The following is a 19,103-nucleotide window of genomic DNA, read 5'->3' on the forward strand; positions in this document are numbered from 1 at the left end:
ACGCATCATGGCAGACGCTCGCAGCTCAATGCAGTTGATTCTGCGCGTATTCCAGCCCGGCACGGAGTAACAACTCCACCGCGTCGGCGGTCTGTTCGACCAGTACCGGAACTTCTTTACGTTCGGCCGCGGAGAACGGCTTCAGCACATAATCGGCGGGATCCTGACGGCCCGGCGGGCGGCCCACGCCGAAACGTACCCGCAGATAATCCTTGGTGGACAACGCATTCGAGATCGAACGCAAACCGTTGTGGCCACCTTCGCCGCCACCGCGCTTGAGTCGAATACTGCCGAACGGCAGATCCAATTCGTCGTGGACGACGATGATTTCGGTCGGCGGCACGGAGAAGAATCGCGCGAGTGCCGCGACCGGCCGTCCGGAGAGATTCATATAGGTGCGCGGTTTGGCCAGTAGTACTTTCCGGCCGTCGAGTCGGGCCTCCAGCAGATCGGCGCCCGACTTCTTGTGCACGGTGAACCGGCCGCCGATGCGCTCGGCGAGCACATCGGCGGCCAGGAAACCGGCGTTGTGCCGAGTGCGTTCGTATTCGGTCCCGGGATTACCCAGACCGACGACGAGCGTCGGCACATTCGATTCGGTCATCGAGAATGAACGGCACGCCGAATTATTCGGCGGCCTCGCCCTCGGCCTCGGCCTCACCCTCGGTCTCGGCGGCGGTCGGCGCGGCGATGATGTTGACCACCAGCTGCTCGGCATCGCCGTACAGCGCCACACCCTGCGGCAGGGCGATCTCACCGGCGGTGATCTGGGTGCCGGCCGGGATGTTGAAGACCGAGACCTCGATGGTCTCGGGCACGCTCAGGGCATCGGCCTCGAGGGACAGGGCGTTGAGCTCCTGACGGACCAGGGTGCCCGGGCCGGCTTCACCGGTCAGCGAAACGGGCACATCCACGACGACCTTCTCGCCACGCTTGACGATCAGCAGGTCGGCATGCTCGATGTAGCGGCGGATGGGGTGCACGACCACGGACTTGGTCATGGCCAGCTGCTTCTTACCGTCGATCTCCAGGTCCACGACCGCGTTGGTGCCGTGCTCACGCAGGATCGCGGCGAAGGCCTGGGCGTTGACGGCCAGGTGCTTCGGGGCCTCACCGTGGCCGTACAGCACGGCAGGCACATTGCCGTCGCGACGGGTGCGGCGCGCTGCGCCCTTGCCGAATTCGGTGCGGGTCTGGGCTTCGAGGACGCTGACGTCGGACATGACTGGAATTCTCTCCTACGGCTTACCGGGGCGGACGGTGTACTGGCCAGGTACTGTCCGGAATTCGGACGCCCTGACAAAAGGGTCTGCTCGTCGGGCGACGACCGCACGACAACGGCCGGAAGCCGAGTCGCGCCGATCACGGTGTGCACTGGGTACGACACCCTCGCCGAGACAACCCGAGAACAATAGCATGTGACCGAATACGCCCCGCACAAGCCCCTGATGCGATAAAGCAGGCCATATTTCGACCGCCGGAATTCGCACCGCAACCGCGCCGAATCAGGCCGATTCCGCCCGGAAGGTCGCGGCATAGCAATCGATATATCGCCGTCCGGATCGCATCGCCAACTCCGCCATCAGATCGTCGGTCGCAGCACGCACCGCGGACCGATCGATCGGCTCGAAGTGGCGCGCCGGAGCGAACACGATGCGCACCTTGCCGAAACGCAACAGGCGACGGCCGCGACGGTTCACCCGGTCGGTACCGGTCAGTGCGACCGGAACCACCGGCGCACCGGTCCGCATCGCCACTCGGATCACGCCGGTCCGGCCGCGATAGACCTGCCCGTCCGGGGAGCGGGTGCCCTCGGGGTGGATGCCCCATACGCCGCCGGATTCCAGAATCCCCGCGGCGGCCGCCAGCGCATCGGCCGAGGCCGAACCACCGGTCCGATCCACCCGCACCTGCCCGGTCGCCGTCATGACCCAACGGTTACGCCGGCCACGCCACCCCGGTTCGTCGAAGTACTGACTCTTGGCCAGAAAGGTGATGCGCCGCGGCAGGACCAGCGCGAGATACAGCGAGTCGATCGCCGCCAGATGGTTGGCGGCAACAATCACCGGCCCGTCGGCGGGAACGTGGTGCAACCCCTCGACCCGCGGACGGCCCAGCAGGCGCAATACCGGCCCGACCAGCACGAACTTCAACAGCCAATACCACATACTTCCCTCGGCACCTCTCTCGTAGACAGTGTCTACAGAAGCATAGTAGACACTGTCTACAACTCGGATTCGTTGCACCTCCGGGTGGCAGCCACCGATGGTGAGACCACCACCGAGCGCCGCACAGCCCGACCCTCCGGTTCGCACTCCGGCGCGGGCAGACGCGCGACAATAGCCCGCATGGGTGTGGACGAACCGGTGCGGGAGCGGCTGGTCGACGCGGGTGTGCAATTACTCGAGCAGGTCGGCGCGGCACAGCTGGGATTGCGGGCCATCGCGCGGGAGGCGGGGGTCTCCCACGGCGCACCGCGGCGCTACTTCCCTACCCACAGCTCGCTGCTGGCGGCGATCGCGGCACGGGGGTTCGCCGATCTGTCGGCTCGTTTCACCGCTCACGATGCCGCGTCCACCCGGGATCGGGTGGACCTGCTGGCACACGAGTACATCGACTTCGCGGCACGGAGACCGCAGATGTTCACCCTCATGTTCCGGCACGATCTGCTGGAAGGTTCCGGGGAAAACCTGCGTCGCGTCACGCTGCCGATCTACCAGGACTGGACGGCGCTGATCGCCGAATGTGTGCGTGACCGCGACGGCGAACGCGCGTTCGGACTGTGGACCAATCTGCACGGCATCGCCACCCTGGTCGCCAACCGCAACGTGGAGCTGATCGCCCCGGATACCGAACTCGACCGCTTAGCGGCACGAACCGTGCGCCTGCACCTGTCCGGCGGCCCGAATGACCGGACCGGCCCGGAGTGACGGCACCACGTATTCTGATATTTTCCCCAGCCCCGTGAAGAGGAGCCGCTCCCGTGAATTCCCCGTCAGCCAGCACGACCACATCCGGGCGGGTGGCGCAGGAAGCGGAACGGCGGCGCACCTTCGCAGTGATCTCCCACCCCGACGCCGGTAAATCGACTCTCACCGAGGCCCTGGCACTGCACGCCAAGATGATTTCCGAGGCCGGTGCCATTCACGGTAAATCCGGCCGCAAATCCACCGTCTCGGACTGGATGGAAATGGAGAAGGCGCGCGGCATCTCGGTCAGCTCCACCGCGCTGCAATTCGAATACGGCGACTGCGTCATCAACCTGGTCGACACCCCCGGTCACTCGGACTTCTCCGAGGACACCTACCGGGTGCTGACCGCCGTCGACGCCGCGGTCATGCTCATCGACGCCGCCAAGGGCCTCGAACCACAGACCCTCAAGCTGTTCCAGGTGTGCCGGCACCGCGGAATTCCGGTGATCACCGTGATCAACAAGTGGGACCGGCCGGGGCGCGCTCCGCTGGAACTGCTCGACGAGATCAGCGAACGCATCGGCCTGATCCCGACCCCGCTGTTCCTGCCGGTCGGCATCGCCGGCGACTTCCGCGGTCTGCTGCGCCGCGGCGAGGACGGTGCCGCGGCCGAATACATCCACTTCATCCGCACGGCCGGTGGCGCGACCATCGCCCCCGAGGAGATGTTCACCCCCGAACAGGCGCTCGAACGCGAGGGCGAACCGTGGGAGACGGCGGCGGAGGAAAGCGAACTGCTGTCGGCCACCGGTCAGGACCACGATCAGGAGATGTTCCTGGCCGGGCAGACCTCGCCGGTCATCTATGCCTCGGCGATGCTGAACTTCGGCGTCCGGGAATTGCTCGACACCCTGGTCGCACTGGCCCCCGCTCCCGGCCCGCGCGCCGATATCGCGGGCACCGAGCGGGAACCCGCCGAGCCGTTCAGTGCGGTGGTGTTCAAGGTGCAGGCCGGTATGGATGCCGCACACCGCGACCGGCTGGCCTTCATGCGCATCGTGTCCGGCGAATTCGAACGCGGGATGGTGGTCACCCACGCTCAGACCGGCCGCCCGTTCGCGACGAAATACGCGCTGACCGTATTCGGCCGGGAACGCGCCACGGTGGACACCGCCTATCCGGGCGATGTGGTGGGCCTGGTCAACGCGACCGCGCTGGGCCCGGGCCACACCCTGTATGTGGACAAGAAGGTGGAGTTCCCGCCGATCCCCTCGTTCGCTCCGGAGCACTTCGCCACCCTGCGGGCGCGCAGTGCCGGCAAGTACAAGCAGTTCCGCAAGGCCATCGACCAGCTCGATTCCGAGGGTGTGGTGCAGGTGCTGCGCAACGATCTGCGCGGCGACGCCTCCCCGGTACTGGCGGCCGTCGGCCCGATGCAGTTCGAGGTGGTCACCGCCCGGATGCAGGCCGAATTCAACGTCGAGACCCAGCTGGATTTCCTGCCGTATCAGTTGGCTCGCCGCACCGATTCCGAGTCGAGGGCGGAGCTCGACCGCCAGCGTGGTGTGGAGGTCTTCACCCGCAGCGACGGCGCGATACTGGCCCTGTTCAGCGACAAGTGGCGGCTGCAGTACATCCAGAAGGAAATGCCGGAGCTGACCCTGGAACTGCTGGTCGCTGCCACGGACTGAACTCGGGCCACATCGACACCGGCCGACCGGGTTCCGCCCGGATCAGCCGATCGCCTCGTCCGGTTCCTCCTCGGCGTGCTCGGGGAGGTCCTCGATATTCGATACCGCGGCGGGGATATCGGGCATCGGCGCTCCCTCTCCCGCGTTGACACCCCACCGGCTGGCGGTCAGCCGCAGGCTGGGCAGGTCCGAGAGCGACAGCACCACCTCGTAGGTTCGCTCGTATCCGGTGTGGGCGATGCGCCATTGCCCGTCGTCGCAGCGAACATAACGATCGGTGTAGAATGCTGCCCCGCGCAGCAGCATGTTGTGGCCGGGGATCAGAACGGTGTCGGCCAGATACCAGGTACCGGTCGCGGCGTTGCCGTCGACGTCGATCTCGGGATGGTCGCACCGATGTTCGGTGATGATGTGCGGACCGAGGGTATTGCGCATGAAGGCCAGGAAGGCGTCACGCGACTCGAACTGCAGGTACTCGCTGTAGGTCGCCGTCGCTTCGGGCACCATCGTGTCGGCGAAGTCTTCCCACGACTTCGTATCCAGTGTGCGCAGATACCGGAACTTCAGCCGGCTGATCGCGGAGACGGCATCGGAGTCCATACCTCAACAATCCCACCGGATTCGGCGAATCTACGCAGATCGGAAAATCTGTATCGGATTGCTATACAAGGACGCGACCGCCGCCCCGGTCAGGCCGGGTTTATGGTGAAGCAGGTCTTGCAGAAGTCCTCACCGAATTCACTGAGGCGCAGGCTTTTTCGCACAATCTTGGGTACCCTGCCGGCCTGTTTGAGCGCGGTTTCCACGATCGGCTGGACCTCGAGCACCATATAACGGCTCAGTACCACGGGATCGTCGGATGTGGTCAGCAGGCCCAGCCGACTCAGGTTGATCAGATAGAGCCGGGACCGGTCCGGATAGCGGACCCCGGCCTGCTCGGGCACCGAGGTCAGATCACCGGCCACCAACTCGGAGCCGATCCCCAGCGGGCGGTTGGTGCGCACATCCACCGAGGGCTGCGGACCGTTCAGCGCCATGAAACGCAGGATGCGCGCCTCGTCGGAGGACAGCTGGTCGAGGATGCGGTCATAGGCCGGATGCACATCCTCGGTGAAATACACGTCGGCCGAGCGGGCGAGCAGGTTGTCACCGCGGCGGCGCAGATCGTCCAGGGTTGCCGAGCGCACCAGCCCGCCGGTCTGCGGCACCGCCGCATGCCCGTTGGAGGTCGGAACGTAGCTGACGATCTCGCGAACCGACCCCTCGGTCACCCCGAGCACACTGCGTGCGACGGACTGCAGTGCGGCACCGGTCCGTTCGGCGATTTCGGTGGAGGATTCGCCGTCCAACGCGGCCTGAGCGATTTGTTTGCTGACCTCGAAGCCGGTGCCGACCGCCCACTGACCGCCGCGCACCGCTGTGCCGGCCGCGAGTCCCGCCGCCCGGAAGACACCACGGATCATCCGGGCTTCATTGCTGATCTGACGCTGCTCTACTTCCGAGCTGCGTTCCACAGCGCGGGCACCGGGACGGACCACATCCTGCCGGGTCCTGTCGTCTGCCACGTCCTTCTCCGAATATCGCCAGGTGAACGAGTCCGCTCACATACGTTTACCCCACCGGTTCCGGCTATTCTCGCCGCTGCCGCTGTTCGGTGTGACATTCCGATCGCCGGATGTGATCGAAGTCTCTGGTACTTACGCTACCGTGTAGCGGCTTACATCCCGAATTGGCCCCGGTCACAGAATTCGCAGTAGTGTTCGGCTGGCCGACGGGGCACCTCGAGGTGTCGGTGTGGCGGCGGTCACCGATCAGGGGTCGGCAGGAGGGTGTCGTGCTGGATAGTTTGCTGGGGTTTCACCCGACGATTCTGCTCGAGTTGATCACGATCCCCCTGTTCACGGGCGTTATCGGCTATATCACCAACTGGACCGGCATCCTGATGCTGTTCAAGCCGATCCGCTTCCACGGTTTCACCATGCCCGGGCTGAAATGGTTGTTCCCGTATCTGCCGAAACGCATTCAGGTCCTGCCGCTGTTGCAGTACGACGGACGCGTGGGATGGCAGGGCATCGTGCCCTCGCGGGCGGACAAGATGGCCTCGATCGCTGTCGACAAAGGCCTGTCCAAGCTGGGTAGTGTCGCGGACTTCTATCGCGAACTCGAACCCGACGAACTCGCCGCCCACCTCACGGTGATGGCGCAGGGACAGATCCGCGAGATCGTGGAGGAGATCGCGCGCCGCGAACACCCGCAACTCTGGTACAACCTGCCGGTTCAGGTCCGCGAGGTGGTGCACGAGCGGGTCCGGGAACAACTGCCGGACATTCTGCGTGAACTGACCGACGAACTCGGGTCGAACATCGAACAACTGCTCGATGTGAAGCAGATGGTGATCCGGTACTTCCAGTCCCGGCCGGAATTGCTGAACACGGTATTCCAGGTACTCGGTGCCAAGGAGTTGCGGTTCATGCAGAACTTCGGCTTCTATTTCGGCGCGCCGATGGGCGTGATCCTGGTCGCGGTGCTGCATCTGACGCATTGGACGCCGCTGGCCGTGTTGCCGATCGGCGGTGTCGTCATCGGCTGGGTGGTGAACTGGATCGGCCTCAATATGATTTTCGCGCCCGCGTATCCGAAGTGGTGGTGCCCGTGGCGGCGAGGTTTGCTGATCAAACGGCAGGGCGAAATCACCGAGGGGTATGCCGAATTGGTGGCGTCGGAAATCATCACGGTGGCCAATGTCGGCGACGAACTGCTGAACGGGCCCCGCTCGGACCGCACGATGCAGGTGCTCGAAGGCACCCTGCGCCCCGCCACCGATCGCGCACTCGGCCCGTTCCGGGGCGCGTTCAGATTCATGATCGGCCGCCGCGACTACGCCAATCTGCAAACCCTGCTCACCGACGAAGCCAAATCGCTGGCACCGGCGGCCTTCGCCGACCCCGGCTTCAATGCCCGGCAGAGCAGGCAGGTCAGCCGGTACATCGCGAAGCAGATGGCAGCGCTGTCGCCGCCCGACTTCGTCGACATGCTGCGCTCGGCGATCAAGCAGGACGAATGGTTGCTGTTCGTCCATGGCGGTGTGTTGGGCCTGCTCGCCGGTTACGCTCATCTTCTGATCTTCGGAACGGAAGTGGCGAACGTATGGCTGTGAGCGGATCCGCCCCGGAAACCGGTGGTGGCGACGATTTCTCGACCGAAACGCCGACCGGCGAGGGCAGTGCCTCCGAGACCGCCGACGAGCGCACGGCGGGCCCTGCCGGCGAACTGGTGACGCGACGCCCGGCCGAACTGGTGCGCGCCGACGAGATGCGTCCGAGCTGGGCCGGGCCAGTGCGGACGACCACCGGCGTGATGCGGGTGGCGCTCTCGGCCGTCGGAGAGGTCGCCTCCTGGAGTATCGGCACCGCGGTCGGTGTCACCGCCACGGTGGTGCGCGGCAGCATGGCCGGCGATCCGCCGCCGCAGGTGCTCTCCCGCGCCGGTGATCAGGTCCGCGCCTCGGTGCGACGGGCACTCGGCATCAGTGCGCTGGACACCGCCGGCCCGGCGCCCGACGCGCCCGGTCTGCGCGAGCGCGGTGCGGAACTGCTGCGCCGCTCGGCCAGCGTGCACGGTGACGATCACGCGGACCGCGACCATCATCCGGCGTTCGCGCGCATCCTCGCCGACCTGGCCCCCGATGAGGCGCGCATCCTGCGTTTTCTGTATCTCGACGGGCCACAGCCGGCGCTCGATATCCGCACCGGTCGCTCCCTCGGATCGGGTAGCCGGCAGGTCGAGGCCGGTATGTCGCTGATCGGCGAGACCGCGGCGTTGCGGCACGCCGACCGCGCGGTCACCTATCTGACGAATCTGCGCAGGCTCGGGTTGATCACCGACCGCGGCGATCAACTCGGCAACCCCACCCGCTATCAGCTGCTGGAGTCCCAGCCGGAGGTGCGGCGCCTGCTCAAACGCGGACTCGGCACCAAGGTCGACTACCGCAGTATCGCGCTGACCGTGTTCGGCACCGAATTCACCTGTGCCTGCCTGCCGGTGCCGCCGCTGGGACAGGCGCTGTAGCAGTCGCGCTCGGTGCCCTCAGCCGACCTCTTCGGCCAGTTCCAGCCAGCGCATCTCGGTCGTTTCCTTCTCCGCCTGTACCTGTTTGAGTTCGGCGCCGAGACCGACCAGCTTGTCGGGATCGGTAGCCGCCTCCGCGAGGGCCGCGTGCAAGCGCTCCTCGCGCTCGGTCAGCTTCTCGAGGGTGCGCTCGAGCCGGCCGAACTCCTTACGCGCCGCGCGGTAGGCGGCGGAATCGGTAGCGGGTGCGGCGCTTTCGGCCGGGGTGGATGCGCCCGGCGCGCGACGCGCGGATTCCGCGAGGCCGGCACGGCGGCGTAGATACTCCTCGATCCCACCGGGCAGGTTGGTGAGCTTCCCGTCACCGAACAATGCCCAGGTGGAGTCACAGATCCGCTCGATCAGATAGCGGTCGTGACTGATCACCACGAGGGTTCCGGGCCAGCCGTCGAGCAGATCCTCGAGCTGCTGCAGCGTATCGATGTCGAGATCGTTGGTCGGCTCGTCGAGCAGGAGTACGTTCGGCTCGCTCATCAGAATGCGGGTCAGTTGCAGGCGGCGGCGTTCGCCACCGGAGAGGTCTCCGACCGGAGTGCGCTGTTTGGCGGGGCTGAAACCCAGCCGCTCGGCCAGTTGCCCGGCGCTGATCTCCTTGTCCCCCAGCATCGTCCGCTCGGCGACATCGGAGACGGCCTGCAGCACTCGCATATCGGTGGGAAGATCGTCGAGTTCCTGCCGCAGCCAGCCGATTCGCACCGTCTGACCCTGAATCCGCTTGCCGGACACCGGCTGCACCTCACCGGCCAGAGTGCGCAGCAGGGTGGTCTTACCGGAGCCGTTCACTCCGACCAGACCGTACCGCTCGCCCGGCGCGAGCCGCCAGGTCAGATCGTGCACCAGTTCGCGGCCGTCGGGGGTGGCGAGGGTGGCATCCTCGAGTTCGATCACCACGCGGCCCAGTCGTTTTCGCGCGAAGGAGGCCAGCTGCACGGTGTCGCGCGGCGCGGGCACATCGGCGATCAGCGCTTCGGCGGCCTCGACCCGGTAGCGCGGTTTGGAGGTACGCGCCTGCGGGCCGCGGCGCAGCCAGGCCAGTTCCTTGCGGGCCAGGTTGCGGCGCCGCGCCTCACTGGCATCGGCCTGGCGCGACCGTTCGGCACGGGCGAAGATCCAGTCGTTGTACCCGCCCTCGTAGGTTTCGACCTTGCCGCCCACCACTTCCCAGGTACGCGTGGCAACGGTGTCGAGGAACCAGCGATCGTGGGTCACGACCACCAGCGCGCTGCGCCGAGCCAGCAGATGTTCGGCCAGCCACTGCACACCCTCGACATCGAGATGGTTGGTCGGCTCGTCGAGCACCAGCAGATCCAGTTCGCGCACCAGCGCCGCGGCCAGCGCGACGCGGCGGCGTTCCCCACCGGACAGCTGCGCCACCGGACTGTCCATCCCGAGGTCGGCGATGCCGATGCCGTCGAGCACGGTGCGAATGCGCGGATTGGCGGCCCACTCGTGTTCGGCCACCCCGTCGGTCTGCTGATCGTCGGCCAACCCGGCCAGCACGACCTCACCGACGGTAGCGCCCTCGGGCAATACACCGCGCTGCGTAACCACCGCCATCCGCAGCCCGTTGATCCGGCTCACCCGGCCGCTGTCGGGCGGCTCGATTCCGGTCAGTACCTCGAGCAGGGTGGTCTTACCGCCTCCGTTGAGGCCGACGACCCCGATCCGTTCCCCTTCCTGGATCCCGAGCGACACCCGGTCCAGGAGCGGGGTGATTCCGAAGCTCTTGTCGACCTGCTCCAGATTGATCAGATTCGCCAACGGGTTGAGTCCTCTCCCAGATAGTGCGGGGCGGCGGAACCACCGGCTGCAGGCTCCGAGATTACGGCACGCGGCAGCGCCGCCCGGCATGCGGTTCGGCGGACCGGGGCGGTCGATGAGATGTGCCACCTACCTCTTAATTTTTACGAGTTCTTATTGTATAAATAAGTATCGGAGGTGTCGGCAAACCGCACCGCGGCCGGGCCCCGCCCCCTCGACCCGAGGATTCGAGATGACCGTTCACGAGCTCGTTCGGCAACCACCGGCACCGACAGGCCCGACACTCGTCATCGAGGTCACCCGTGGGCCGTGCACGGGCGTCAGGTTCCCGTTGCGCACCGGCACCACGGTGATCGGCTCCCACCCCGAATGCGATGTCGTACTGCCGGACACCACCGTGTCGCGACGCCACGCCGCCATCCACATCGACGGCTGCGCGAAGCTCACCGACCTGGGCAGCCTCAACGGCACCTACCTCAACCGCCGGGTCATCGACGAGGCACCGCTCACTGCCGGCGACGAACTCTGTATCGGCCGTTTCCGGACCGTCGTGCGCGCCGTCGCCGAACTCGAAGACCGTGCCGAGGAACCGATCTGCGTCGCCCGTCGCATGCCACGAACCGCCTGAACAAGCCCCCACAGAAAGGACCTACACGTGTCCGCACCAAAGGTAGTCGCCGAGCTCGATGTGCGTCAATTGCGCAAGCCCGACAAGCATCCGGCGATCTTCGCTCGCTACGACGCGCTGGCCGTCGGCGAATCTTTCACGCTGGTGAACAATCACTATCCGCGGCATCTGCGCGACGAGTTCGAGGTCGAATTCCCCGGCGGCTACAGTTGGGACGTCGAGACCGACGGTCCGACGGTGTGGCGGGTGCGGATCGGCAGAACCGCTTCGACAGCACTACCTCGGGTACTGACCGACACCACCGCGGCCGCTGCGGGCACCGAGTCCGATCCGACCGGTGCCGTCTGGACGCTCCCCATGCGGCAACGCGACCTGGACTCCAACATCATTCGCCTGGCCCCCGACGCCGGTATCGACGCGCACCGCGGGCCGGACCTCGACGTGCTGATCCATATCCTCGACGGCAGCGGCACCCTGACCACCGAGAACAGTACGGTCGAACTGGCGCCGGGCAGCCTCGTGTGGCTGCCACGCCGCTCCGAACGCGCCTTCCGAGCGGGACCGAACGGGTTGCGGTACTTGACGGTTCATCGACGCCGCCAGGCCCTGACCTTGGATCCGACGCCGAGTCGCTGAGATATTCGTTCCCCACCTGCGCGGGCCGCCCGGCGGTCACCGAGGCCGTGGTCGCTATCGGTTCGGGTCGCGGCCGGGACCCGCCGAGAGATGAGCGACGCACAGGTCGGGTTCGACGAAAGGCTCGAGCGAGTCGACGGTGACGGGTGCGTGCCGGGGGTCGAGCAGGCCCTGCATGAGACCGAGGTGGATCGGGCACACGATGGCGGTGCGGGCGGCGGTCATTTCCAGGAACGGGCAGTGGCGCAACAGGATTCGCTCCCGGTCGGCGCCCGTGTCGGTATCCGGCTCGAAACCCATCTCGTCCAGCGTGAGCACCAGCGCGTCGATCGCTCGCGTCGCCGAGTCCGGCGCCTCGCCGGACTCGGCGAGCCGCCGCCCCCAGTCGCGCCCCGCCGACAGAGCGCGCCCGGCCGGATCGGATTCGGTCGCCAACTGCGCCACCAGGATGTCGGCGAGCAGCCGGTAGTTGCGCGGACCGGCGGGGTCCATTCCGGTGTGCGCGCGAAACATCTGCGCCGGTCGGCCGCGGCCGGCACTCGGCACAGTCACCCGTTCGGCCTGGTGCGCACCGACCAGGGCATCCAGATGGAAGCGCACGGTGTTCGGGTGCAGCTCCAGCCGATCGGCCAGGTCCAGGATGCTCAGCGGTTCGTCCGCCGAGCGCAGCGCCGCCAGCACATCGCCACGGCGACCGCCGCGCCCGGAACCCGAACCGCCGGAGGGAGTATCAGTCACGACTGGGCGCTCCGGTGCGGTAATCGGCCGACCAGCGGTGCGTCCACCCGCAGCGCGCCGATCTTGGTCGCCCCACCGGGAGAGCCGAGGGGCGCTTGCGCCCCGGGCAGGGTGTCGAAGAAGAAGGCCGCGTTGTCGTCACGATATCCCTCCCACTCGGCCGGTAGATCGTCCTCGTAGTAGATCGCATCGACCGGACATGCGGGTACGCAGGCCCCGCAGTCGACGCATTCGTCGGGATGGATATAGAGGGCGCGACCACCCTCGTAGATGCAGTCGACCGGGCACTCCTCCACACATCCGCGGTCCATGACATCCACGCACGGTTCGCCGATCACATACGCCATCCTTTATTTATACAACTTCAGGTCATATAAATTAAGGCCTCACCCGCCGGACAACTCACTGACCGCGACCGTCACCCAGAATCCGGGCGCCCTGCACGGGGCCGCTCGCGGTCTTGATACTGCGACACACCCCGGCGCCCGACAGTTCGGCCGACACCTCCACCGCATCGGCCGCGCTGTTACAGAGAAAGGCACAGGTAGGACCCGAACCGGAAACGATCCCGGCCAGCGCCCCGGCTTCCACCCCGGCCCGCAGCGTACGGCGCAGTGCCGGGTTCAACGACAATGCCGCCGCCTGCAGATCATTACCGAGCAAGCGGCCGAGCTGCACGACATCACCGGAGGCCAGCGCATGCATCAACGCCTCCGGATCACCCAGCCGCGGCGGATCGCCGTTGTCACGCAAACGATCCAGCTCACCGAACACCTGCGGCGTCGGCAACCCATCCTTGGCCAGCGCCAATACCCAGTGAAAGGTGCTGCGCGACAGCACCGGAAGCAGTTCCTCCCCGCGCCCGCGACCGAGCGCGGTACCTCCGTGCAGTGAGAACGGCACATCGCTACCGAGTTCGGCGGCGACCACGGCCAACTCGTCGCGCGACATCTCGAGGTTCCACAGCTCGTTGAGCCCGACCAGCGCCGCCGCGGCGTCCGCACTGCCGCCGGCCATCCCGCCGGCAACCGGAATCCCCTTCTCGATCTCGATCTCGACCAGGGGCGCACGCCCCGCCAGATGTCCGAGGCGGACCGCAGCCTGCCACACCAGATTGGTGCGGTCGGTGGGTACCTGGGCGGCCCCTTCGCCACGCACCGTGACCGCGAGCGAGCCGGCGGGTGAGATACGCACATCGTCGGTCAGCGACAGCGCCTGAAAGACAGTGGTCAGTTCGTGGTAGCCGTCGCTACGCAGGTCACCGACCCCGAGATGGAGGTTCACTTTCGACGGTGCACGCGCAACCACCGAATTGGGCACTACAGACAGCACCGGCACAGATTATCCGGCCGGACCACGAACGGGTGCCATGCCGCTCCAACCCCTTGCAATCAATACCCATGGGGGGTATGTTCATCCTTGTCAGGAGATACCCCCTCACCGTATCGAACGAGCGAAGGACACCAGAGCATGGCTATCAGCACCTACACCGTCACCGGAATGACCTGCGGACACTGCGTGGCGTCGGTGCAGAAGGAGATCGGCAAGATCGACGGCGTCACCGGCGTCGATGTGGATCTGGCCTCCGGACGCGTCCAGGTCGAATCTGCCGCCCCCCTGACCGACGCCGCTGTCGCAGCCGCAGTCGACGAGGCGGGATATCAGGTGGCGAGCTGACATGAACGACAGACTGCGGTTCGCCGCATTCAGCGGCGGATTGGTCGTTCTGTTCGGAGCCGCGCTCGGCCTCGGCGCCCTGGTGGGCGACCCGGCCGGGCCGGCCTCCGGGCCCGGCACCTCCCAGCACAACGGGATGAGTGAAACCATGAGCAACGGACTGCACGACACCCTCGCGGGCTACACCCTCACCGAGGTGAACGCCCCGACCACGCCCCATACCCCCGGCCCCCTCCGTTTCCGGATCACCGGCCCCGACGGCGCACCGGTCACCGCCTACACCGACCTGCACGACAAGGACCTGCATCTGATCGCGGTCCGCTCCGACGCCACCGAATATCGGCACGCGCACCCGGTTCGCGACGACAACGGCACCTGGTCGATCGACTGGACCTGGGCTCGGCCCGGCAGCTACCGCATCTTCGCCGACTCCCGGCCCGCCGGCGCCCCCGAGGAACTGGTGCTGAGTCGCATCGTGACCGTGACCGGGGAATCCGACGACCGCCCCCTGCCGCCGGTCGCCCGCACGACCACCGTGGACGGGTACCAGGTACGGCTGGAGGGTGATCTGTCCACCGGTGGTAGCGAGCTCGGGTTCACTGTGACCCGGGACGGCCGGCCGGTCACCGATCTGCAACCCTATCTGGGCGCCTACGGGCATCTGGTCGCACTGCGCGGGAACGATCTGTCCTATCTGCATGTTCACCCGGAAGGAGAGGTCGGTTCGAGCCCGGCCGGACCGCGGGTGGCGTTCCATGCCCAAGCACCGAGTACCGGCGCCTACCGGCTGTATCTGGACTTCGCCCACGCGGGCGTGGTGCACACCGCGGAATTCACCGCGGTGGCCGCCGACGGCGGCGAGCCTGCCGGTCACCAGCACGAGCAGCACGAAGGAGGTCATCAATGAGTGCGCCCACGACCGAGCGCTCCATCGAATTGGATATCGGTGGGATGACCTGCGCTTCCTGCGCCGCCCGGATCGAGAAGAAGCTCAACCGGATCGATGGCGTCACCGCCACCGTCAACTACGCCACCGAGAAGGCGAAGGTGAGTTTTCCGGAGTCGGTGACCTCGGATCAGCTCATCGAACGTGTCGTCGACACCGGCTACACCGCCATGGTCCACGATCCGGCACCGGCGCGGACCGCCACCGCCAGCCCCGAGGACGCGCCCACCGACTCGCCACTACGGCAGTTGCGGCAGAAGCTCCTGATCAGCCTCGCGCTCGCCGTTCCGGTGATCGCACTGGCGATGATCCCGGCACTGCAGTTCCGTAACTGGCAGTGGTTGTCACTGACACTGGCCACCCCGGTGGTGTTCTGGGGCGGCGCCGCCTTCCACCGGGCCGCCTGGGTCAACGCCCGCCATGCCACCGCCACCATGGACACACTCATCTCACTGGGTACCCTGGCGGCCTTCTCGTGGTCGGTATACGCGTTGTTCTTCGGCGACGCCGGGATGCCGGGGATGAAGCACGGCTTCAGTTTCGCGGTCGAACGCGGCAGCTCGGCGTCCAATATCTATCTGGAAGTCGCGGCCGGCGTCATCGTTTTCATCCTTGCCGGACGGTACTTCGAGTCCCGCGCCAAGGATCGGGCCGGTTCGGCGCTGCGGGCGCTGCTGGAACTCGGCGCCAAGGATGTGGCGGTGCTGCGCGAGGGCACCGAGCATCGTATTCCCGTCGCCGAACTGAAGGTCGGGGATCTGTTCCTGGTCCGGCCGGGTGAGAAGGTCGCGACCGACGGTGAGGTCACCGAGGGCAGCTCCGCACTGGATATGAGCATGCTGACCGGTGAATCGGTGCCGGTCGAGGTCGGTCCCGGTGATTCGGTGATCGGCGCGACCGTCAACGCCGGCGGCGTGCTGACCGTGCGAGCCACACGGGTCGGTTCCGATACCCAGCTGGCACAGATGGCCACGCTGGTGGAGGACGCGCAGAACGGTAAGGCGCCCGTGCAGCGGCTCGCCGACCGGGTGGCCGGGGTGTTCGTGCCGATCGTGATCGCGATCGCGGTAGCCACCCTGGGCTTCTGGCTCGGCACCGGCTCCGCGGTGACCATCGCCTTCGGTGCCGCGGTCGCCGTGCTGATCATCGCCTGCCCGTGTGCGCTCGGTCTGGCCACCCCGACCGCACTGCTGGTCGGCACCGGCCGGGGCGCCCAGCTCGGCATCCTGATCAAGGGCCCGCAGGTACTGGAATCCACCCGGCGCATCGACACCGTCGTGCTGGACAAGACCGGAACCGTCACCACCGGCACCATGTCGCTCGCGGAGGTCGTCCCCGGCGCAGGCCAGGACCGTGACGAACTGCTGGCCGTGGCCGCATCCGTCGAACACGGCTCCGAACATCCGCTGGCCCGCGCAGTAGTCCGCGGCGCTGTCGAGAAGGGCCTGTCCGAGCAGCGCGTGGAACAGTTCGTCAGCCACGGCGGCAAGGGTGTGCAGGGCCTGGTCGGAGATCGGGCGGTCGTGGTCGGCCGGACCGAACTACTGCAGGACTGGTCGATCACGCTGCCGGAGTCGTTGGCACAGGCCAAGTCCGAGGCCGAGCACGCGGGCCGCACCGCGATCGTGGTGGCCTGGGACGGTGTGGCGCGTGGTGTGCTCGTGATCGCCGACGCGATCAAGGCGACCAGTGCCGACGCAGTCGCCGACATGCGAGCGCTGGGACTGACCCCGGTCCTGCTCACCGGTGACAACGCCGCTGCCGCCCGCACGGTGGCCGACGAGGTCGGCATCGACGAAGTGATCGCCGAGGTGCTGCCGGCCGACAAACTCGATGTGGTGAAGGGCCTGCAACAGCAGGGCAAGGTGGTCGCGATGGTGGGCGACGGCGTCAACGACGCCGCGGCGCTGGCACAGGCCGACCTCGGCCTGGCGATGGGCACCGGAACCGATGTGGCCATCGAGGCCGGCGACATCACCCTGGTCCGCGGCGACCTGCGTACCGTCGCCACCGCGATCCGGCTGTCCCGCAGGACCCTGAGCACCATCAAGGGCAACCTGTTCTGGGCCTTCGGCTACAACGTGGCGGCGATCCCGCTCGCCGCGGCCGGGCTGCTGAACCCGATGCTCGCAGGTGCCGCGATGGCACTGTCCAGTGTGTTCGTGGTCAGTAACAGCCTGCGGTTGCGCGGATTCCGCGGCTGAGAGTCGATAACGAATGCCCCGTCCGCCGGTCTCCGGCGGACGGGGCATTCGGCATTCGAGACCGGGGCCGTCACCTGTTCAGGTGACGACTCGGGCCCGGCGTTCAGCCCGCCGCGGCGACATCCTTGGCCCAGCGGTAGTCGGCCTTACCCGCCGGAGTGCGCCGGACCTCGTCGACACACACCATCGAACGCGGAATCTTGTAGCCGGCCAGGGTCTCTCGGCAATGCTTCTGCACCTCGTCCAAGCTCAGCTCCGGCGCGTCCGGGTAGATCTCGACGACCGCGGCAACACGCTGGCCCATCCGTTCGTCCGGGACCGGGACCACCAGGGCGTCGGCGATCGAGGGGTGCGCGTGCAGCGCCGCCTCGACCTCCTCGGCGAAGACCTTCTCACCACCGCTGTTGATGCACTGCGAGCCGCGCCCCAGGAAGATGATGGTGCCGTCGGCCTCCACCCGGCCCATATCGCCCAGCACCGCCAGCCGGGTGCCGTCGGCACGGGTCGGGAAGGTGCGGGCGGTCTTGTCCTCGTCGTTGTAGTAGCCGAGCGGGACGTTGCCGATTCGTGCGATGAATCCCTCCTGGTCGGAACCCGGTGCGAGCTCCTCGAGTTGTTCGTCGACCACGATCATGTTCGCCGATTTCGGCATGCGCAGGGTTCCGGCCTCGTCGACGGTGAACGCGCCGTCGTTTCCGGTCTCCGACGCACCGAAGTTGTCTCGTAGCAGCAGATCCGGTTTGACCGCGAGCATTCGGTTACGCACCCCGACCGACCAGATGCCGCCGCCGGAGGTGATCGAGAACAGTGAGCTGAAGTCGATCTCGTCCTTGCGCCGTTCCATCTCGTCGACGAGCGGCAGGCCCATGCCGTCACCGACGATCAGGATCACCGTCAGCTTCTCCTGCTCGATCCCTTCGACCACCTTGCGCGGATCGAAGTCGCGCATCAGGACCACCCGGGCACCGAGGGTGAAGAAGGTGAACAGCGAATACAGCGCCGCGCCGTGCATCAGCGGCGCCGCGATCAGGAACGCCATTTCCGGGAAGTCCGGTGCGGCAGCGGCCACTTCGTCGAGATCGCGCCGTTGCTCGGTGCCGTACGGATTACCACCGGACAACGGCTTGCGGAAGAAGTCGTCGTGGCGCCACACCACGCCCTTCGGATACCCCGTGGTGCCGCCGGTGTAGAGCACGTACCGGTCGTCGCCGGTGCGCGGGTCGAATTCCGCGGTGCGCGGCAGCGCCTCCGCGTCGGAGAACGACACCACCGCGACCGATCGCTCCGTGGCCGCGGCACGCAGTTCGTCGGCCACCGCTCCCACGACGAACACGGTGCGCAGCTTCGGGCAGGCACCGAGCAGCCCGGCCAGGGTGCGCTGATGCTCGGGAAGTTCGACGACGACCGCCACCGAATCCGAATTGGTGAAAATGTATTCGAGTTCGGCCGGGGTGTAGCGATAGTTGACGTTGATCGGCACCGCACGGACCTTGATGAGTCCGAGAATGCTCGTCACATGCTCGACACTGTTCTTCAGGAACAGCGAAACATGTTCCCCCGCAGCAATACCCGACTGCTCGAAGAGCCGGGCCACGGTGTTGGCCGTGCCGTCCAACTCCGCGTAGGTCAGGTGCCGCCCCTCGTAGGTCAATGCGATGCGATCGGGCACCGCCGCAGCCACCGACTCGAAAATATCCGCCAAATTGAACTGCACCATCGCCTCTTTCCGACGGCGGAACCGCCAACTCCACCATGGCTCTACCGCTAGCGGTGTGCCACAGA

Annotated in this window: 19 protein-coding genes; 9 read left to right on the forward strand and 10 right to left on the reverse strand. The window is 66.7% G+C overall.

Annotated elements, in window-relative coordinates:
• Window positions 1–25 precede the first annotated feature (25 nt).
• The 3 genes from pth to NV2_RS04965 form a co-directional block, all read right to left on the reverse strand.
• Window positions 26–604: an aminoacyl-tRNA hydrolase gene (pth, locus tag NV2_RS04955; protein WP_067869951.1), complete on the reverse strand. Its 579-nt coding sequence runs from the start codon at window positions 602–604 to the stop codon at window positions 26–28.
• A 22-nt stretch (window positions 605–626) separates the two neighbouring features.
• Entirely contained in the window at window positions 627–1,223 is a 597-nt protein-coding gene (locus tag NV2_RS04960; protein ID WP_067869953.1) for a 50S ribosomal protein L25/general stress protein Ctc, read from the reverse strand.
• A 282-nt stretch (window positions 1,224–1,505) separates the two neighbouring features.
• On the reverse strand, window positions 1,506–2,168 hold the full coding sequence (locus NV2_RS04965; protein ID WP_067869956.1) for a lysophospholipid acyltransferase family protein: 663 nt from the start codon (window positions 2,166–2,168) through the stop codon (window positions 1,506–1,508).
• 180 nt (window positions 2,169–2,348) lie between these two features.
• Here NV2_RS04965 and NV2_RS04970 point away from each other — a divergent pair, with 180 nt between their 5' ends.
• Entirely contained in the window at window positions 2,349–2,930 is a 582-nt protein-coding gene (locus NV2_RS04970; protein WP_067869959.1) for a TetR/AcrR family transcriptional regulator, read from the forward strand.
• 53 nt (window positions 2,931–2,983) lie between these two features.
• On the forward strand, window positions 2,984–4,603 hold the full coding sequence (locus NV2_RS04975) for a peptide chain release factor 3 (protein WP_067869962.1): 1,620 nt from the start codon (window positions 2,984–2,986) through the stop codon (window positions 4,601–4,603).
• Window positions 4,604–4,645: 42 nt separating this feature from the next.
• On the opposite strand, the gene NV2_RS04980 is transcribed toward NV2_RS04975, so the two are convergent.
• Both NV2_RS04980 and NV2_RS32130 read right to left on the reverse strand, forming a co-directional pair.
• Complete coding sequence (locus tag NV2_RS04980; protein WP_084473890.1) at window positions 4,646–5,203, reverse strand: nuclear transport factor 2 family protein; 558 nt, start codon at window positions 5,201–5,203, stop codon at window positions 4,646–4,648.
• Between the two features lie 89 nt (window positions 5,204–5,292).
• Window positions 5,293–6,168, reverse strand: a complete 876-nt coding sequence (locus tag NV2_RS32130) for a DUF4393 domain-containing protein (RefSeq protein WP_245662448.1) — start codon at window positions 6,166–6,168, stop codon at window positions 5,293–5,295.
• Between the two features lie 269 nt (window positions 6,169–6,437).
• Between NV2_RS32130 and NV2_RS04990 the strand changes: the two genes are divergently transcribed.
• Complete coding sequence (locus NV2_RS04990; protein ID WP_084473975.1) at window positions 6,438–7,760, forward strand: DUF445 domain-containing protein; 1,323 nt, start codon at window positions 6,438–6,440, stop codon at window positions 7,758–7,760.
• Window positions 7,757–8,671, forward strand: a complete 915-nt coding sequence (locus NV2_RS04995; RefSeq protein ID WP_245662449.1) for an Abi-alpha family protein — start codon at window positions 7,757–7,759, stop codon at window positions 8,669–8,671. Before NV2_RS04990 ends, NV2_RS04995 begins: the two co-directional genes overlap by 4 nt.
• A gap of 18 nt (window positions 8,672–8,689) precedes the next feature.
• Here the strand turns inward: NV2_RS04995 and NV2_RS05000 are convergent, their stop codons facing one another.
• Window positions 8,690–10,492, reverse strand: a complete 1,803-nt coding sequence (locus tag NV2_RS05000) for an ABC-F family ATP-binding cassette domain-containing protein (RefSeq protein ID WP_067869965.1) — start codon at window positions 10,490–10,492, stop codon at window positions 8,690–8,692.
• Window positions 10,493–10,724: 232 nt separating this feature from the next.
• On the opposite strand from NV2_RS05000, the gene NV2_RS05005 reads away from it, so the two are divergent.
• Both NV2_RS05005 and NV2_RS05010 read left to right on the forward strand, forming a co-directional pair.
• The gene (locus NV2_RS05005; RefSeq protein WP_067869967.1) at window positions 10,725–11,120 is read left to right on the forward strand and encodes an FHA domain-containing protein; all 396 of its coding nucleotides are present in this window, start codon (window positions 10,725–10,727) and stop codon (window positions 11,118–11,120) included.
• 27 nt (window positions 11,121–11,147) lie between these two features.
• Window positions 11,148–11,756, forward strand: a complete 609-nt coding sequence (locus NV2_RS05010; RefSeq protein WP_067869970.1) for a DUF2249 domain-containing protein — start codon at window positions 11,148–11,150, stop codon at window positions 11,754–11,756.
• Between the two features lie 54 nt (window positions 11,757–11,810).
• Here the strand turns inward: NV2_RS05010 and NV2_RS05015 are convergent, their stop codons facing one another.
• The 3 genes from NV2_RS05015 to NV2_RS05025 are packed head-to-tail and all read right to left on the reverse strand — an operon-like array spanning window position 11,811 to window position 13,826.
• Window positions 11,811–12,494 carry a helix-turn-helix transcriptional regulator gene (locus NV2_RS05015; protein WP_067869972.1) on the reverse strand — a complete coding sequence of 228 codons (684 nt, stop codon included), beginning with the start codon at window positions 12,492–12,494 and terminating at the stop codon, window positions 11,811–11,813.
• A complete protein-coding gene (gene fdxA / locus NV2_RS05020; protein ID WP_067869975.1) occupies window positions 12,491–12,841 on the reverse strand; it encodes a ferredoxin in 351 nt (116 codons plus the stop codon). Before fdxA ends, NV2_RS05015 begins: the two co-directional genes overlap by 4 nt.
• Window positions 12,842–12,896: 55 nt before the next feature.
• Window positions 12,897–13,826, reverse strand: a complete 930-nt coding sequence (locus NV2_RS05025; RefSeq protein WP_067870367.1) for a 4-(cytidine 5'-diphospho)-2-C-methyl-D-erythritol kinase — start codon at window positions 13,824–13,826, stop codon at window positions 12,897–12,899.
• Window positions 13,827–13,964: 138 nt separating this feature from the next.
• Here NV2_RS05025 and NV2_RS05030 point away from each other — a divergent pair, with 138 nt between their 5' ends.
• From NV2_RS05030 to NV2_RS05040, 3 genes are read left to right on the forward strand one after another with little or no spacing between them, the layout of a single operon-like run.
• Window positions 13,965–14,171 (forward strand): heavy-metal-associated domain-containing protein, encoded by a 207-nt coding sequence (locus tag NV2_RS05030; RefSeq protein ID WP_067869977.1) that lies wholly within the window; start codon window positions 13,965–13,967, stop codon window positions 14,169–14,171.
• A 1-nt stretch (window position 14,172) separates the two neighbouring features.
• Window positions 14,173–15,078, forward strand: coding sequence for a DUF8832 domain-containing protein (locus NV2_RS05035; protein WP_067869980.1), 906 nt, complete (start codon window positions 14,173–14,175; stop codon window positions 15,076–15,078).
• Window positions 15,075–17,321, forward strand: coding sequence for a heavy metal translocating P-type ATPase (locus NV2_RS05040; protein WP_067869983.1), 2,247 nt, complete (start codon window positions 15,075–15,077; stop codon window positions 17,319–17,321). Before NV2_RS05035 ends, NV2_RS05040 begins: the two co-directional genes overlap by 4 nt.
• A 103-nt stretch (window positions 17,322–17,424) precedes the next feature.
• Here NV2_RS05040 and NV2_RS05045 read toward each other — a convergent pair whose 3' ends face one another.
• A complete protein-coding gene (locus NV2_RS05045; RefSeq protein ID WP_067870369.1) occupies window positions 17,425–19,035 on the reverse strand; it encodes an AMP-binding protein in 1,611 nt (536 codons plus the stop codon).
• Between the last annotated feature and the right edge of the window lie 68 nt (window positions 19,036–19,103).

Source organism: Nocardia vermiculata NBRC 100427 (assembly GCF_001613265.1).
Classification (GTDB): domain Bacteria; phylum Actinomycetota; class Actinomycetes; order Mycobacteriales; family Mycobacteriaceae; genus Nocardia; species Nocardia vermiculata.

What these genes read in the sequence shown, in the direction of transcription:
- NV2_RS04965 (WP_067869956.1), bottom strand. Translation starts at nt 2,168, where the DNA reads ATGTGGTATTGGCTGTTGAAGTTCGTGCTGGTCGGGCCGGTATTGCGC.
- NV2_RS05005 (WP_067869967.1), top strand. Translation starts at nt 10,725, where the DNA reads ATGACCGTTCACGAGCTCGTTCGGCAACCACCGGCACCGACAGGCCCG.
- NV2_RS04960 (WP_067869953.1), bottom strand. Translation starts at nt 1,223, where the DNA reads ATGTCCGACGTCAGCGTCCTCGAAGCCCAGACCCGCACCGAATTCGGC.
- NV2_RS04970 (WP_067869959.1), top strand. Translation starts at nt 2,349, where the DNA reads ATGGGTGTGGACGAACCGGTGCGGGAGCGGCTGGTCGACGCGGGTGTG.
- NV2_RS04980 (WP_084473890.1), bottom strand. Translation starts at nt 5,203, where the DNA reads ATGGACTCCGATGCCGTCTCCGCGATCAGCCGGCTGAAGTTCCGGTAT.
- NV2_RS05040 (WP_067869983.1), top strand. Translation starts at nt 15,075, where the DNA reads ATGAGTGCGCCCACGACCGAGCGCTCCATCGAATTGGATATCGGTGGG.
- pth (WP_067869951.1), bottom strand. Translation starts at nt 604, where the DNA reads ATGACCGAATCGAATGTGCCGACGCTCGTCGTCGGTCTGGGTAATCCC.
- NV2_RS05030 (WP_067869977.1), top strand. Translation starts at nt 13,965, where the DNA reads ATGGCTATCAGCACCTACACCGTCACCGGAATGACCTGCGGACACTGC.
- fdxA (WP_067869975.1), bottom strand. Translation starts at nt 12,841, where the DNA reads ATGGCGTATGTGATCGGCGAACCGTGCGTGGATGTCATGGACCGCGGA.
- NV2_RS05035 (WP_067869980.1), top strand. Translation starts at nt 14,173, where the DNA reads ATGAACGACAGACTGCGGTTCGCCGCATTCAGCGGCGGATTGGTCGTT.